We start from the raw sequence: 14,370 nt of genomic DNA, 5'->3' as shown, positions 1-14,370 counted from the left end.
GCCGCGGGGTTCCAGCCGGGAGGGTCTCAGGGGCCTCCCCTACCCCGGTCCCGGGGTTCCTCCCTCCGGGGTGCCGGGGCCGCCGTACACCGGGAGGACGACCCGCGCACCTGCGGATACGGCCTTTGGAGTGATGCCGTCGGCCGGTCGGGTGCCTACCGTTGAAGACATGAGCACCACGAACCGAACCCCCCGATCCGGCCCGGCCGGCGCCACCGCCGTCCCCGGGCGCCACCGCAACCCGCTGAGCACCGCCGTGCGCAACGTCGGCATCGCCCTGGACACCGCCGCGCGCGTGATCTTCCTCGGGCGCGACGGTGTCCGCTACTGAGCCGACCGGTACCGGGGCGCGCTACAGCACGTCGTCCGCGTCGATGATCCGGTACGCGTAGCCCTGCTCGGCCAGGAAGCGCTGCCGGTGGGCGGCGAAGTCCTGGTCCACGGTGTCCCGGGCGACCACCGAGTAGAAGTGCGCCGCGTGGCCGTCCGCCTTGGGGCGCAGCACCCGGCCGAGGCGCTGGGCCTCCTCCTGGCGGGAGCCGAAGGTCCCGGAGACCTGGATGGCCACGGTGGCCTCGGGCAGGTCGATCGAGAAGTTCGCGACCTTGGAGACCACCAGGACGCTGATCTCCTTGTTCCGGAAGGCGTCGAAGAGCTTCTCGCGCTGGGCGTTGCTGGTCTCGCCCTTGATCACCGGGGCGTCCAGGGCCTCACCGAGCTCGTCCAGCTGGTCGATGTACTGTCCGATGATCAGCGTCTGGTCCTTCTCGTGCTTCTTGACCAGGGCCTCCACCACCCGCCGCTTGGTCGCCGTGGTGGCGCAGAAGCGGTAGCGCTCCTCCGGCTCGGCGGTCGCGTAGGCGAGCCGCTCGGAGTCGGTCAGGGTGACCCGCACCTCGCAGCAGTCGGCGGGCGCGATGTAGCCCTGGGCCTCGATCTCCTTCCACGGCGCGTCGAAGCGCTTGGGGCCGATCAGGCTGAACACGTCGCCCTCGCGGCCGTCCTCGCGCACCAGCGTCGCGGTCAGGCCGAGCCGGCGGCGGGCCTGGAGGTCGGCAGTGAACTTGAACACCGGCGCGGGCAGCAGGTGCACCTCGTCGTAGACCACCAGGCCCCAGTTGCGGGCGTCGAACAGCTCCAGGTGGGCGTAGACGCCCTTCCGCTTGGTCGTCATCACCTGGTAAGTGGCGATGGTGACCGGGCGGATCTCCTTCTTCGTGCCGCTGTACTCGCCGATCTCGTCCTCGGTGAGCGAGGTGCGCTTGACCAGCTCGTGCTTCCACTGGCGGGCCGAGACGGTGTTGGTCACCAGGATCAGCGTGGTCGACTTGGCGTGCGCCATCGCCGCCGCGCCGACCAGCGTCTTGCCGGCGCCGCAGGGCAGCACGACCACGCCCGAGCCGCCGTGCCAGAAGCCCTCGACGGCCTGCGCCTGGTACGGGCGCAGCTGCCAGCCGTCCTCCGCCAGGTCGATCGGGTGCGCCTCGCCGTCCACGTACCCGGCGAAGTCCTCGGCGGGCCAGCCGAGTTTGAGCAGCACCTGCTTGATCTGGCCGCGCTCGGAGGGGTGCACGACGACGGTGTCCGGGTCGACCCGGGCGCCGACCAGCGGGACGATCTTCTTGGAGCGCAGCACCTCCTCCAGCACCGGCCGGTCGGTGGTGGTGAGCACCAGCCCGTGGGTCGGGTGCTTGAGCAGCTGGAGCCGCCCGTACCGGCCCATGGTGTCCGCCACGTCCACCAGCAGCGCGTGCGGCACCGGGTAGCGCGAGTACGTCACCAGGGCGTCCACCACCTGCTCGGCGTCGTGCCCGGCCGCCCGCGCGTTCCACAGCCCGAGCGGCGTCACCCGGTACGTGTGCACGTGCTCGGGCGCCCGCTCCAGCTCGGCGAACGGCGCGATGGCGCGACGGCAGTCGGCGGCCCTGGGGTGGTCGATCTCCAGGAGAAGAGTTTTGTCGCTCTGGACGATGAGCGGTCCGTCGTTCACGCGGGGAAGCCCTCCACTGGCTGACAGGGTGGTTTGACGCAGACCCTCCAGTGTCGCGCATCGCGGACGGTGCGCGGGAGCCGTCCGCAGTGACCACGGTGCGCACTCGCTCGTTGATCCGGCCATGAAGAAGTCGAAGCGCGTTCTCACCGCCCTCGCCCTGATGGGCTCGGCCTTCGCGGCCACTGCTTCCTCGGCCGGTTCGGCCCACGCCCTCGCGGGGATCGGCGAGGGGCCCGGCGGCCTGCTCGCGGCGCCCGGGTTCCTGCTGGCGGACACCGTCACCGGGGGCGCGATGCCGGTCGGGCAGGGCCAGATCGGCAGCCTGGCGGACAAGGCCGTCCAGGACAAGATGAAGGAGGCGCAGCAGGGGCACTGACCGGGGTCACTCGTCGAGTTCCGCGACCCCGGTGATGCGGTGGAGGGCGAAGGTGCGGAGTTCGTCGGCGTGGTGGTCGAAGGCGGTGACGAAGCCGCCTTCGACCTTGACCGGGTCGATGATGCGCTGGCTGGCGATGCCCTCGGCGTTGAGGTAGCCGATCCACATCCGCTCGCCCAGGAGGACGGCCGTCTGGAGGGCGGCCAGGGTCTCGGCGGCGGCGGTGCGGGGGAGTTGGCGCGGGTCGGCGGTGGGCTCGCGGCGGGTGGCGGTGGCGGCGCGGTCGCCGGCCCGGATGGCCTTGATGGCGGCCGCGAGCAGGACGTCGTCGGGAGCGGGCGGGCCGTCGGGGACGGGCACGGGGGCCGTCCGCGGCGGGGTGCGGTGGCTGTCCGGCCGGGTGATCAGCACGTCGCCGTCGGCGGACTCGGCGGCCGGGGCGTAGCCCATGGTGCGCAGGGCGGCGAGCAGGACGTCCGGGGCGGCTTGGGAGGCGAGGACGGTGGGGGCGAGCAGCCGCAGCCGCAGGTCGGCGGAGCGGCGGTCGGCGAGCACCTCGCCGAGCAGGGACGGGTCGTCGCAGCGCAGGTAGGAGGAGGCGCCGCCGACCCGCAGGATGCCGTGCCGGCGGGCGACGTCGTCGATCAGGTAGGCGAGCGGCTGCGGGACGGGCGTACGGCTGTGCTGCGCAAGGAAGGCCCGCAGGTCGGCGGCGGTGCGGCCGGCGTCGAGGGCGCGGCGGACCGAGGCCGGGGTGAAGCGGTAGACGGTGGCGCCGCCCTTGGACTCGATGTCGGCGCACAGGGCGAGGGCCTGGGCGAGCGGGGTGAGCAGCGGGCCGGGGGCGATCGCGGTGAGGTCCGGCTGGAGGATCACGTGGTCCAGCGGCTGCGGGAGCAGCGGGGCGAGCACCTCGGCCGGGTCGGCTTCGGCGGTGAGCAGGGCGCGGCCGGGGGCGGCCAGGGCGCCGCGGCCGGTGATGCCGAGGAGTTCGGCCTCGTCGAGGGTCCAGGCGGTGAGCTCGTCGCGCAGCTCTCGGCCGTCCGGGCCGGTGGGGCCGCCGCGCAGCGGGCGCTGCCAGCGCAGGGTGGGCAGCAGTTCCCCGGCGGTGGCCGGGGTGCCGGGCGGGAGTTCGGCGAGCAGCGCGAGGGCGGCGCGGCGGACGGACGGGGCGAGGGTGCGGTCGAGTTCGGGGCCGAGGGCGGCGCGCGGCTTGCCCCGGCCGTCCGGGGTGCCGGCGAGGGCGGGGACGCGGGTGGCGGCGAGCCAGGCGCCGGCCAGGACGGACCAGCGCTCGGCGGTGTCCAGGTGCAGCCAGGTGTCGTACCCGGGGGTGGGGGCCCAGCGTTCGTCCACCTCGCCGTCGGGGGCCAGCAGCCCCGCGGTGTAGGCGAGTTCGAGCCAGAAGGCGGTCTGCTGCTCGGTGTTCTCCAGGGCCTGGGCGGTGCGCTTGAGGTCGCGGACCCCGAGGCCGCCGGCGCGCAGGGTCAGCGGCGGGGTGAGGCCCCAGCCGTCCAGCAGCTCCTCGACGGTCTTGACCGCGGTGTGCGCCTGGGCGGCCGCGGCGCCGTCCACGGCCCGGGGGTCGCGCGGGGCGGCGGCGGGCGCGGGCTCGGGCTGGACCGGTTCGACGGTGCGGTGGGTGCGGCCGCCGCGCAGGTGCAGCGCGAGCTCGCGGGGCAGCACGACGCTGCCGGGGCTGGAGGGCAGCAGCAGGCCGCGGGCGAGCAGCCATTCGACGGGGCTCTGCGCGTCCTCGGCGGTGACCGGGCGGGTGGCGTCCGGGACGGTGCCGGTGGGCGGGCCCCAGACCAGCCGCTCCAGCAGCCGCAGCGCCGCCTCGGGCGCGGTGTCGAGCAGTGCGGCGCAGCGGGCGCGGTCGGTGAGCAGCGCGGTGAGCGCGGCGACGGCGCTGACCGGGTCCGGGGTGCCGGGCTGCCCGGCCGAGGCGAGCAGCTGCTGCAGCCGGGCCGGGGACATGCCGACGGTGGCGTCGGCGAGGGTCGGGCCGAGGCCGGTGCGGCCCGGGTTGGTGGCGGTCGGGGCGAGCGCCTCGCGGACGGCGAGGACCAGCCGCAGCCCGTTGTCCGGCCCCCAGAGCAGGGCCCGGTCGCGCAGGGTGGCGATCGCGCGCGGCAGGGCGGTGGCGACGGCGGAGCGGTCGGCCGGGGTGAGCGGGGTCGCGTCGGGGTGCGGCTTGACCTTCGCCGGGCCGGTCAGCAGGGTGCGCACGGTGCTCAGCGAGGTGCCGTCCGGTGCGGTGGCCAGCGCCTCGGCGACCTGGAGGGTGAAGCGGTCGAGCCGCTCCAGGGCACGCAGTGCGGAGGCGCGCGAGGAGAGCCGGGCGGACAGCTGGGTGAGGTCGCCGGGGACGGGGTTCAGCAGGTCGGGGCGGGAGCGGAGCAGGGCGGCGAGCGCGTCGTCGGGACGGGCGCGCAGTTCCTCGGCGAGGGTGCGCGGGCCGGTGGCGGACCTGCCCCGGCGTTGAGGGCCCTGCTGTGTGGTCATTCGACCTAGGTTAGTCGGGCGCGGGGACGAGGGGGTGTCCTCGTCCCGCGGCGGCTCCGGCGCATCGCCGGACCCGCGGTCGGACTCGCGCGGGCGGGGGCGGGGTGGGTAGCGTCACGCCGAGGGCGGTTCGGCGGGCGGCAGGGTTCGGGCGAGGCGGGGTGGTCGGTGATGACGGACGGCGAGTGGTGGCGCAAGAGCGGGCCGTGGAGCGAGCGCTCGCCGGGCGGCCCGGACGCGGGTCCGGACGCCGGTTCGGGCTCCGGTTCGGGCTCGGGTGAGGGCGCGTCCGGCGGCGCCCCGGAGGTCCCGTCCGCCCCCGCCCCGGACTTCGACCCCGACAGTGTCTACGACCCGCCGGCGCCGAGCGCGGCCGGCATCCCGTCCGTGCCGCTGTACCTCCCGGAGACCGCCGCCGAGGAGCGGTCGGACGTGATCCCGTCGCCGATGGTGTCGAGCACCGGCCCGTGGACGATGACGCTCTTCGACTTCTCGGACGGGCCGCAGCCCGCGCCGAAGCCGATCCCCGAACAGCGCACCGCCGAGGACGGCGAGGCCGCCGAGCCCGCGACGGAGCCGGCCGCGCCCGCCGCGGCCCCGAGGAAGCCGCGCAGACGCCTGTTCGGAGCGGCTCCCGCCGCCGCCCCCGCCCAGCCCGGGGCCCAGGCCGGGAAGGCCGGGGGCGGGGCGAAGGGCGGCAAGGCCACCAAGGCCGCCAAGGGCGGCAAGGGCGAGGCGGCGCAGAAGGACGCGGGCGGCCAGAAGCCCTCCCCGCTGATCCTGCTCTCCTGCGCCCTGCTGGTCGGCGGGGCGGTCTCCGGTTTCCTCCCGGTGATGCTGGCCGGCTGGGGCCTGGGCTACCTGTCCCGCCAGATCTCCGACCTGATGCGCAAGTTCGCGATCCTCGGCATTCCGCTGATCACGATGAGCGCGACCACCCTGTTCGCCATGCAGAAGGCCAAGCAGGCCGGGGGCCAGGGCGGCGGCCTCCAGTCGGGCTCGCCGCTGGGCCAGATCAGCTGGTCGTCGGCCCCGAACGTGCTGCGGGTGGCCGCCGTGCTGTCGGCGGTGGTCCTGCTGCTGCTCGCCATGCGCCGCCGCCCGCCGCAGCAGGGCTGAGCGCGGGGCCGGTCCGGGCGTCCTCGCGGGAGCCGCCGGCCGCCTGAGGGGGTGCGGGCGGGGCGTCAGTCGTCGGCGAGGTGGACGAGCCGGCGGTAGGTCGTCGGGTCGCCGAGGTGGCCGACGATCCAGTGGGCGACGGTGGCGCGGGTGACGGTGCCGGCGCGGGCCAGCGGCCGGTCGTACGAGACCTGGGGGCCCGCGGACGGCGGTCCGTCCTTGAGCATCGGCACCCGGACGACCGTCCAGGCGGTGTCGGAGCCGGCGAGCACCGCCTCCATCCGGGCCAGGTCGTGGTGGACCTCCCGGTACAGCCGGTCGACCACCAGCCTGGACACCGTCCGTTGGACGAACGGGAGCCGGCTGGTGTCCAGCCCCGCCGAGCTCATCGTCACCAGGTGCGGGGCGCCGCTGTCGCGCAGCGCGGCGGTCAACTCCCGGGCGCCGTCGGAGAAGACGGTGGTGGCGGCCCGGCGGCCGGTGGTGCCGAGGGTGGCGACGACGGCGTCCTGCCCGCTCAGCGGTCCGTGCAGGGAGCCCGGCCGGCCGACGTCGGCCCGGGCGGTGAGCGGGGTGCCGTGCGCGTACTCCGGCAGCCGGGCGGGGTCGCGGGCGACGGCGGTGACGGTGTGTCCCGCGGCCAGCGCGAGGTCGACCACCAGACGGCCGGTGCGTCCGGTGGCGCCCACGACGGCGATCCTCATCGGTTCCTCCTGGGGAGATGGTTCGGGTCTCGGGTGGTGCCTTGGAATTCATTCGGACAGGCTGTATGAATGAATCAAGTGAACCACAGCGCACCGCGAGTGCAAGCCCAAAGGAGCGATGGGACATGGGAGTTCGGCAAGATCACCACCCCGAACCGGACGGTCGGGTGGCCGTGGTCACCGGCGGCAGCCGAGGCATCGGCGCGGAGACCGCCCGCGCCTTCGCCCGGCAGGGCGCGGCCGTCGCCGTCCTCGGACGCGACGAGCAGGCGCTGGCGGACGTGACGCGGGACCTGCGGACGGAGGGGGCGGCCCGGGCGCTCGGACTGGTCGCCGACTGCACGGACGCGGCGGCGCTCGGCTCCGCCGCCGCCCGGATCGAGCGGGACCTCGGCCCCGTCGACGTCCTGGCCGCCTTCGCCGGCGGCGACGGCCGCCCGGTGCCGACCGTCCGCGAGACCGAGGAGCACTGGCGGGCCGTGCTGGACGGCAACCTCACCGCCACCTTCCTCACCGTCCAGGCCTTCCTGCCCGGAATGCTGGTCCGTGGCCGCGGTTCGATCGTCACCATGGCCTCCACGGCCGGTCGGCTGCCCGGCGGCGCCTCCGCCGCGTACGCCACGGCCAAGGCGGGGGTGCTGATGTTCACCCGGCACCTCGCCCTGGAGGTCGCCGGCGAGGGCGTCCGGGTCAACGCCGTCGCGCCGGGCGCCGTCCGCACCGAACGGACCGCCGCGCAGATGCCGCCCGAGGTGCAGGCCGCGGTCGCCGCCGCGCACCCGCTGGGCCGCCTCGGCGAGCCGGCGGACATCGCCTCGGCCGTGCTCTTCCTGGCCTCCGACGCGTCCTCCTGGATCACCGGGCAGACCCTCGACGTCAGCGGCGGGCGGATCATGCTCTGAGTGCCCGGGCCGGCTCCCCCGGGGTGCCGGGCCTTCCCCGGCGGGCGCCCGGCCTTCCCCGCCACGGGTGAACCGATCGGCGATACTGCCAGTTCACGCGGAACGAGTGGAGGCGAGCGGGATGAGCCCCCGGTCCTACCGGATGGGACAGCGGCAGGCGGAGGTCGACGAGACCCGGGCCCGGATCGTCGCGGCCGCCCGCGCGCACCTGGCCGAGACCGGCGGGGTCTCGCTGGACGCGGTCGCCCGCCGCGCGGACGTCGCCCGGGCGACCGTCTACTACCAGTTCGGCTCCAAGGCGGGCCTGCTGGAGGCGGTCTGCGACGCCCTCGCCGAACAGGGCGGCATGGGCCGGCTCGTCGAGGCCTTCACCCTGGCCGACCCCTGGGCGGCCGTGGACCGCTTCGTGGAGGTGATGGGCGGCTTCTGGGCGGTCGACCGGGTCTGCACCCGCCGCCTGCGCGCCCTCGCCGCGCTCGACGAGGAGGTGGGCCGGGTCATCGCCGACCGCGACGCCCGCCGCCGGGAGGGGGCCGCCGTCCTGACCGGCCGCCTGCCCGCCGCCCCGCCGGACGCGGCGGGCCTGCTCTTCGTCCTCACCGCCTTCGAGACCTACGACGCGCTGGCGACCGAGACCGGGCCGTCGGACGGCGGTGGCGGTCTGGCCGCCGCGACCCCGGCCCTCACCCGGCTGGTCCGCGCCGCCCTCGGCGGGCCGTCCCGACCGGCGTGACGGCGGCCCTGCGTCCTGCCTCCTGCCTCCTGCGTCCTGCCTCTGCCGACGGACGCCGAGAGCCGCCGGATCACCAGGACGTACGCGGCGTACGACGCGCTGGTGCTCGGCGACCCGGAGGTGCCGGCGCGGCGGGCCGGGGGATCGGGGCGGAGCGGGAGGCCGGGGCGGTCGCGGCCGGGTTGCCGGCGATGGTCGACGGGCTCGGCTCCGGCGTGCCGGGCGGCCGGCGCACCGGTGAGCAGGTGTTCGCGGTCCTCGCGTACCACCTGGACGAGCCGTTAGGACGTCCGGAGACGGGCTGCGCGGCCCGCCGTCGGACCTCCCAGCGGGTCGGCCCCCGTGCGGCAAGGGGGTTAACACCCGTACGGGGCGGGTGCTTTCCCCGTTATGCGGACGGGCCCGACACCGGCAGAATCGCGGCATGCCCGCGCAGCCCGTGATGACGACCGAAGCGCCCGAAGCCCCCTCCCCCCGGTCGGGGAGCGGCGGCAGCGACTTCGCCCAGTTGACCCGCAGGATCGCCGCCGAAGGCCTGCTCGACCGACGCCCCGGCTACTACGCCGTCCGCGTAGGCCTGGTGCTCGCCGCCTTCCTCGGAGGCTGGTACGCCCTGTTCGCACTGGGCGACACCTGGTGGCAACTCGCCCTGGCGGCGGCGATGTCCGTCGTCTTCGCCCAGATCGGGTTGCTCTCCCACGACCTGGCGCACCGTCAGGTCTTCGACCGCCGGATGCCGAGCGAGATCGGCGGCCGGATAGCCGCCAACCTGCTCATGGGCATGAGCTACGGCTGGTGGATGAACAAGCACACCCGCCACCACGCCAATCCGAACCACGAGGAGCGGGACCCGGACGTCGCCCCCGACCTCCTGGTGTGGTCCAAGCGGCAGGCCCGGGGGGCGAGCGGCATCGCCCGGTTCATCGGCCGCCGGCAGGCGTACCTGTTCGTCCCGCTGCTCCTGCTGGAGGGCCTCAACCTCAGCTTCAACAGCTTCCGTGCGCTGCGCGGCCCCGCGGTGAAGCGCCCGGTGCTGGAGGGCGTGCTGCTGGTGGTCCACTTCGCCGCCTACTTCGGCCTGGTGTTCGCCGCGCTCCCGGTCGGCAAGGCGGTCGCCTTCCTCGCCGTGCACCAGGCGCTGCTCGGCGTCTACCTGGGCAGCGTCTTCGCCCCGAACCACAAGGGCATGCTGATGGTGACGCCGGAGATGAAGCTCGACTTCCTGCGCCGCCAGGTGCTCACCTCGCGCAACGTCCGCGGCGGGGCGGTCGTCGACGCGGTGATGGGCGGCCTCAACTACCAGGTGGAGCACCACCTGTTCCCCAGCATGCCGACCCCGGCGCTCGGGCGGGCCGCCCGGATCACCCGGGAGTTCTGCGCCGAGAAGGGCGTCCCGTACTACGAGACGGGCCTGGTCCGCTCCTACCGGGAGATCTTCGCCCACCTGCACCGCACCGGCGAACCGATCCGCTCCGGCGGCTGACCGGCTGACCGGCTGACCGGCTGACCGGCTGAGCAGCTGAGCACCTGAGCACCTGAGCACCTGAGCACCTGAGCGGCCGACCGCCGGACCGCCCCCGCCCGGCGCACCCTCCGCCCGGTTCCGCGTTCGCGCCCGTACGATGCCGGAACGGGGTGGGCGACGGAGACCGGGGGTGGGTGTGGTTCGGTTCTGGTTGCGGTGGGTGCTGATCGCCGCCTTGGGCGCGGCGGTCGTGTTCGGCGGCTGGGCGGGGTGGCGGCTCTACCGCGACTCGGCGATCCCGGCCGCGCCGGACGTCCCGGGGGTGGCGCGGTCACCGGAGACCGGGGAGGCCCGGCAGGCGGCCGAGGAGCGGATGGCCGCCCGGATCGACCGGCTGCCCGAGCTGCTGCCCTGGGCCGAGGCGCTGGGGCAGTCGGCGGTCGACGTGTGCCGGACCGACTACCGCGGTGACCTGTGGAACCGGGGCAAGTGGCTGCCGACGGCCTGCGAGCGCTCCGTGAACGTGTACCTGGCCTTCGACGGGAGCGACGTCCGGGCCCGGCTGTCCGACCTGGACCGGTACCTGGCCGCCGAGGGCTGGCGGAGCAGCTCCTCGCGCTGGGAGGGCCTGGTCGCGGCCGACGACTACGCCCACCAGCCGCCCGCCGACCCGACCCCGGAGGAGGTGGCGGAGGCGGCGGCCCGGCCGGTCGACCCGTCCGTCGAGTTCGAGTCGGCGACGAAGGAGGCGGTGCGGACGGAACTGGCCGTGAGCGTCGCCAGGCCGCCGGGACCCGAACTCCTGGCCACCGGCGAGGACTACTGGTACGAGAAGTACGGCGACCGGCGCTACCGGAACGACGAGGGGCAGCGGTCCGACTACCTGGCCTGGCGGCCGGTGCGGCCGAGCGAGGTCACCAAGCAGGCCGAGGGCCGCTACGTGGTGGTGCTGGGCTTCACGACCCGGTACGCGGAGCAGCCGGAGACGTCCTGACGGGCCGTCCCGTCCGTGCGATGCCGATGCCGATGCCGATGCCGGGTCCGGGGCCGGGGCCGGTCAGTCCGCCGCGTCGGCGGGCGGGCGGAGCGGCAGGGTGGCGGTGACCCGGAAGCCCGAGCGGTAGGGCGAGGCGGTCAGCTCGCCGCCGAACAGCGCGATGCGCTCGGCGAGTCCGAGCAGGCCGTGGCCGGTGGACAGCTCGCGGCGGGCCTCGGGCCGGCGGCCCGCGCCGTCGTCGATCACGTCGAGGGTCAGCACCTCGGACCAGTCGATCCGCACCGAGGCGCGGCTGCCGTCGCCGGAGTGCTTGATGACGTTGGTGACGGCCTCCTGGATCAGTCGGTAGGCCGTCAGGTCGACGCTGTCGTCGAGGTGGACCGGGGTGCCGTGCACCTCCAGGTCGATCAGGACCCCGGCGCGCCGGGCGTCGTCCAGCAGCGGGCCCAGGTCGGCGAGCCCCCGGCGGGTGGCCCCTTCCGTCACGGGCACGTCGGCGGAGCGCAACAGCCTCAGCATGCGGCGCAGTTCGGCCATCGCGTTGCGGCCCACGGCCTCGATGTCGCCGAGGGTCTCGGTCAGCCGGTCGGGGTCGGCGGGCGCCGTGCTGCGGGCCGTGTCGGCCCGCAGCACGATGACGGCCACCGCGTTGGCCACGATGTCGTGCAACTCGCGGGCGATCCGGACGCGTTCGCCGAGGACGGCCTGCCGGGCCAGCGCGAGTTCGCGCTGGTCGCGCTCGGCGGTGAGGGCGGTGGACCGGATCCAGCGGCCGGCGCCCCAGGCCAGGGCGGTGATCGGCACGGAGAAGGCGATCTCGCTGAGGATCACCGCGGTCTCGTGGGCGGGCCCCACCGCTCCCGTGGCGACCGGGTACCAGATGCCGAGGGCGTTCGGGAGGCAGGTGAGCGCGAGCGCGGTGAGGGCGGCGGGCCGGTTGTTCTGCCGGGCCACGGTGTACAGCGCGAGCAGGAGGCCGAAGTAGGGGGCGAAGCTGAAGGAGGTGGTCAGGGAGAGCAGGGTCGCGCCGACGGCGGCGGCCCAGACGACGACGAACACCGTCATGGGCCACCTCCGCCGGAACGTCAGCGCGAGGGCCTCCGGCACGGCGAAGACGGCCACGAGCAGCTGGTCGCGCCCGGTCACCCCCGGGTCGAGAGGGGTCGCGTAGAAGAAGACGTCGGGGATGGTGATGGCCAGCGCCAGCAGGGCGTCCTGGGTCCTGGTGGGCGGTGGCCTCCGCCGGAGGGCGGTGTCCGTCACAGCTGGTCCGTCACAGCTGGTCCGTCACAGCTGGAGTTCTCGGCAGCAGAGGGTGTTCGTCTTGTCGCAGCACGTCCTGTCCACCAGGTCCGGAAGTCCGCCGGTCCGGACGTCGGACCACCACGGTTCGACCGCGGTGGCGTGCTCCGCCGGTGAACGGACCGGGTAGCCGAGTGCGGCGTACGCGGCCCACAGGTCGCCGTGGTGGTCCCGGATGGCTGCGACGAGCTGGTCCCGGGTGAACTCCACCTCGCCCGTCGGGAGTTGCGAGGGCGCGCGAAGGGTCAGGAAGGACGCGGCGGCGCGGAAGCCGTCGTCGGTGAAGGCGGCCAGGCTGATGCCGGCCACCCGCAGGGCCTCCGCGCCGCCGTCGGGGCCGGGGTCCTCGGTGATGCGGACGGCGAGGCTCTGCCACGGGTCGCCGACCGCCGGGGGAGGGTCGGGCACCAGGACCGTCCGAGGGCTCAGGAGGAGGCCGTCGGCCAGGGCCGGACCGGCCGTCCCGTCCGGATGGACCTGGTGCACGGTGGCGCCGACGGTGGGGTGCGGGGTCGTTCGTTCGTCCATGGCGGGGCTCCCGGGGTGGGAGGGGGGTGGTGGGGTCCTTCACTCCAGTAGAAGCCCACTTCCCTGCGCGGCGCCCGGGGAACGTCAGTTCGACACGGAGGCCGAGGGCCGGCTCACCGGCCGAATCCGGCCAGCAGGCCGCGCGGGTCGAAGGTCACCCGGATCCGGGTGATCCTGCCGTCCTCGACGCGCATCCAGTTCGCCGTCGGCGCCGGCGGGGCGATGCTCGTGCACAGCTCGAACCAGGTGATCACCTCGTCGCCCTCGGCCACCCGGACCTTCACGTCGATCTTCTCCAGCACCTGCCCGAGTCCCTTCAGTCCGGCCAGCGCCTCCTCCACTCCGGAGGCCGTCCCGAGGGCGCCGACGAAGTCGACGTCGTCGGCCAGCAGGCCCCGGATGGTCTCGAACTCGCCCGCCTCCCAGGCGGTGAAGTAGGTCTCGGCGGTCTCACGCGCGGTCTTCGTCGTCATGCCTCCATCCTCCGGGCGACCCCATCCATCCGTCCAACAGATGAATCAGATGGCTTCAATCTTTTTCAGTGATGGGATAGGGGTGCTCTGCGTGATCGACCGGCCGTGGTCATCACGTTGAGTGAATGTCAGATGAGATGGTTTCGGCCTGTTCGACCTGGTAAGGCGCTCAACGCCGGAATCGAAGGAGGCGTGAATCGTGATCACCGAACAGCAGGCCCGTTCCATGCTGCACCACCCCGTCCATGACGCGCGGGGCAACCGGATCGGCAAGGCCGACCACATGTTCCTCGACGACGTCACCGGCAAGCCGGAGTGGGTCAGCATCAGGACCGGATGGTTCGGGGCGAGCGAGTCGTTCGTGCCGATCCGCGACGCCCGCGTCGTCGGCGACCATCTGGAGGTGCCGTACGCCAAGGAGAAGGTCAAGGACGCCCCGCTGGTGGCCGTGGATCGTGGCGGGCACCTCTCCGAACAGGAGGAACGTCGGCTCTACCAGTACTACGGCATCGACCTGGACGAGGCCTGGAAGGCCGCCAACCGGCCCGGCGCGGGCGGTGGCACCGCCGCTGCCGCCACTACCGCCGCCGCCGGGACCGCCGCCGCCGGGACCGCCGCTGCCGGGACCGCCGCCGCGGCCGGCCGCACCGGCTCGACCGGGCACCTCGGCAGGGCCGGCACGGCCGGTGCCGCCGGCGTGACGGGTGCCGCGGGTACGACCGGTGCCACCGCGCGGGCCGCCGCCGTTCCGGGAGCCGCCTCCGCCGTCGGGCGGGCCGGTGTCCACCCGGAGAAGGATGGCGTGATGACCCGCTCCGAGGAGCGGATGCGCGTCGGCGTCGAGCGCTACGAGGCCGGTCACGCGAAGCTGCACAAGTACGTCGTCACCGAGGAGGAACGGCAGACCGTGCCGGTGCGGCACGAGGAGGTCCACGTCGAGCACGAGCCCATCGCCGAGGCCGACCGGCGTGCCGCGATGTCCGGCGAGCTCATCTCGGAGGCCGAGTACGAGGTCACCCTGCACGCGGAGCGGCCGGTCGTGCGCACCGAGGCCGTTCCGGTCGAGCGCGTGCGGCTGGTGACCGAGGAACGCGTCGAGGAGCAGACCGTCACCGGCCAGGTGCGCAAGGAGCGCATCGAGGCCGAACTGCCCGACGGGAGGACGGGGCAGGCACACGGTCGGCAGATGCAGGGCACCCGGATGCAGGGCGCCCAGACGCAGGGCGCGGAGATCCGGGGCAAGGACCGCCGCCGGTGACGCCCTCCGGGC

General features: G+C 74.6%; 14 protein-coding genes. 8 read left to right on the top strand and 6 right to left on the bottom strand.

The annotated features are described in order from the left end of the window. The first annotated feature begins 169 nt into the window (after positions 1-169). Positions 170-331: a hypothetical protein gene (locus tag ACWD4P_RS00660; RefSeq protein WP_359827904.1), complete on the top strand. Its 162-nt coding sequence runs from the start codon at positions 170-172 to the stop codon at positions 329-331. A gap of 21 nt (positions 332-352) precedes the next feature. On the opposite strand, the gene ACWD4P_RS00655 is transcribed toward ACWD4P_RS00660, so the two are convergent. Beyond that, on the bottom strand, positions 353-1,990 hold the full coding sequence (locus ACWD4P_RS00655) for a DNA repair helicase XPB (protein WP_449778121.1): 1,638 nt from the start codon (positions 1,988-1,990) through the stop codon (positions 353-355). A 124-nt stretch (positions 1,991-2,114) separates the two neighbouring features. Between ACWD4P_RS00655 and ACWD4P_RS00650 the strand changes: the two genes are divergently transcribed. Further along, the gene (locus ACWD4P_RS00650; RefSeq protein WP_359829364.1) at positions 2,115-2,369 is read left to right on the top strand and encodes a hypothetical protein; all 255 of its coding nucleotides are present in this window, start codon (positions 2,115-2,117) and stop codon (positions 2,367-2,369) included. Between the two features lie 6 nt (positions 2,370-2,375). Here ACWD4P_RS00650 and ACWD4P_RS00645 read toward each other — a convergent pair whose 3' ends face one another. Then, positions 2,376-4,877 (bottom strand): helicase-associated domain-containing protein, encoded by a 2,502-nt coding sequence (locus tag ACWD4P_RS00645; protein ID WP_449778120.1) that lies wholly within the window; start codon positions 4,875-4,877, stop codon positions 2,376-2,378. Positions 4,878-5,048: 171 nt separating this feature from the next. Between ACWD4P_RS00645 and ACWD4P_RS00640 the strand changes: the two genes are divergently transcribed. Further along, positions 5,049-5,996 carry a hypothetical protein gene (locus ACWD4P_RS00640; RefSeq protein WP_449778119.1) on the top strand — a complete coding sequence of 316 codons (948 nt, stop codon included), beginning with the start codon at positions 5,049-5,051 and terminating at the stop codon, positions 5,994-5,996. Positions 5,997-6,061: 65 nt separating this feature from the next. Here the strand turns inward: ACWD4P_RS00640 and ACWD4P_RS00635 are convergent, their stop codons facing one another. Then, entirely contained in the window at positions 6,062-6,700 is a 639-nt protein-coding gene (locus ACWD4P_RS00635) for an NAD(P)-dependent oxidoreductase (RefSeq protein WP_449778118.1), read from the bottom strand. 125 nt (positions 6,701-6,825) lie between these two features. Between ACWD4P_RS00635 and ACWD4P_RS00630 the strand changes: the two genes are divergently transcribed. The 4 genes from ACWD4P_RS00630 to ACWD4P_RS00615 all read left to right on the top strand — a co-directional run bounded on the left by ACWD4P_RS00630 (position 6,826) and on the right by ACWD4P_RS00615 (position 10,794). Continuing rightward, positions 6,826-7,602, top strand: a complete 777-nt coding sequence (locus ACWD4P_RS00630; RefSeq protein ID WP_449778117.1) for an SDR family NAD(P)-dependent oxidoreductase — start codon at positions 6,826-6,828, stop codon at positions 7,600-7,602. Positions 7,603-7,723: 121 nt separating this feature from the next. After that, the gene (locus tag ACWD4P_RS00625; RefSeq protein WP_359829359.1) at positions 7,724-8,335 is read left to right on the top strand and encodes a TetR/AcrR family transcriptional regulator; all 612 of its coding nucleotides are present in this window, start codon (positions 7,724-7,726) and stop codon (positions 8,333-8,335) included. 442 nt (positions 8,336-8,777) lie between these two features. Beyond that, the gene (locus ACWD4P_RS00620) at positions 8,778-9,818 is read left to right on the top strand and encodes a fatty acid desaturase family protein (RefSeq protein ID WP_359829366.1); all 1,041 of its coding nucleotides are present in this window, start codon (positions 8,778-8,780) and stop codon (positions 9,816-9,818) included. Positions 9,819-9,990: 172 nt separating this feature from the next. Next, positions 9,991-10,794 (top strand): hypothetical protein, encoded by an 804-nt coding sequence (locus ACWD4P_RS00615; protein ID WP_359829358.1) that lies wholly within the window; start codon positions 9,991-9,993, stop codon positions 10,792-10,794. Positions 10,795-10,857: 63 nt separating this feature from the next. Here ACWD4P_RS00615 and ACWD4P_RS00610 read toward each other — a convergent pair whose 3' ends face one another. The 3 genes from ACWD4P_RS00610 to ACWD4P_RS00600 all read right to left on the bottom strand — a co-directional run bounded on the left by ACWD4P_RS00610 (position 10,858) and on the right by ACWD4P_RS00600 (position 13,100). Then, on the bottom strand, positions 10,858-12,060 hold the full coding sequence (locus tag ACWD4P_RS00610) for a sensor histidine kinase (RefSeq protein ID WP_449778116.1): 1,203 nt from the start codon (positions 12,058-12,060) through the stop codon (positions 10,858-10,860). Positions 12,061-12,084: 24 nt separating this feature from the next. Continuing rightward, positions 12,085-12,627, bottom strand: coding sequence for a hypothetical protein (locus ACWD4P_RS00605; RefSeq protein WP_359828991.1), 543 nt, complete (start codon positions 12,625-12,627; stop codon positions 12,085-12,087). Between the two features lie 113 nt (positions 12,628-12,740). Continuing rightward, positions 12,741-13,100 (bottom strand): nuclear transport factor 2 family protein, encoded by a 360-nt coding sequence (locus ACWD4P_RS00600; protein ID WP_359828990.1) that lies wholly within the window; start codon positions 13,098-13,100, stop codon positions 12,741-12,743. Positions 13,101-13,299: 199 nt separating this feature from the next. Here ACWD4P_RS00600 and ACWD4P_RS00595 point away from each other — a divergent pair, with 199 nt between their 5' ends. Beyond that, positions 13,300-14,358, top strand: a complete 1,059-nt coding sequence (locus tag ACWD4P_RS00595; protein WP_449778115.1) for a PRC and DUF2382 domain-containing protein — start codon at positions 13,300-13,302, stop codon at positions 14,356-14,358. Positions 14,359-14,370: the final 12 nt, after the last annotated feature.

This window comes from Kitasatospora sp. NPDC002543 (genome assembly GCF_053594915.1).
The sequence above is the reverse complement of the archived record's forward strand: the minus strand, read 5'-3'. Positions and strand labels throughout refer to the sequence as shown.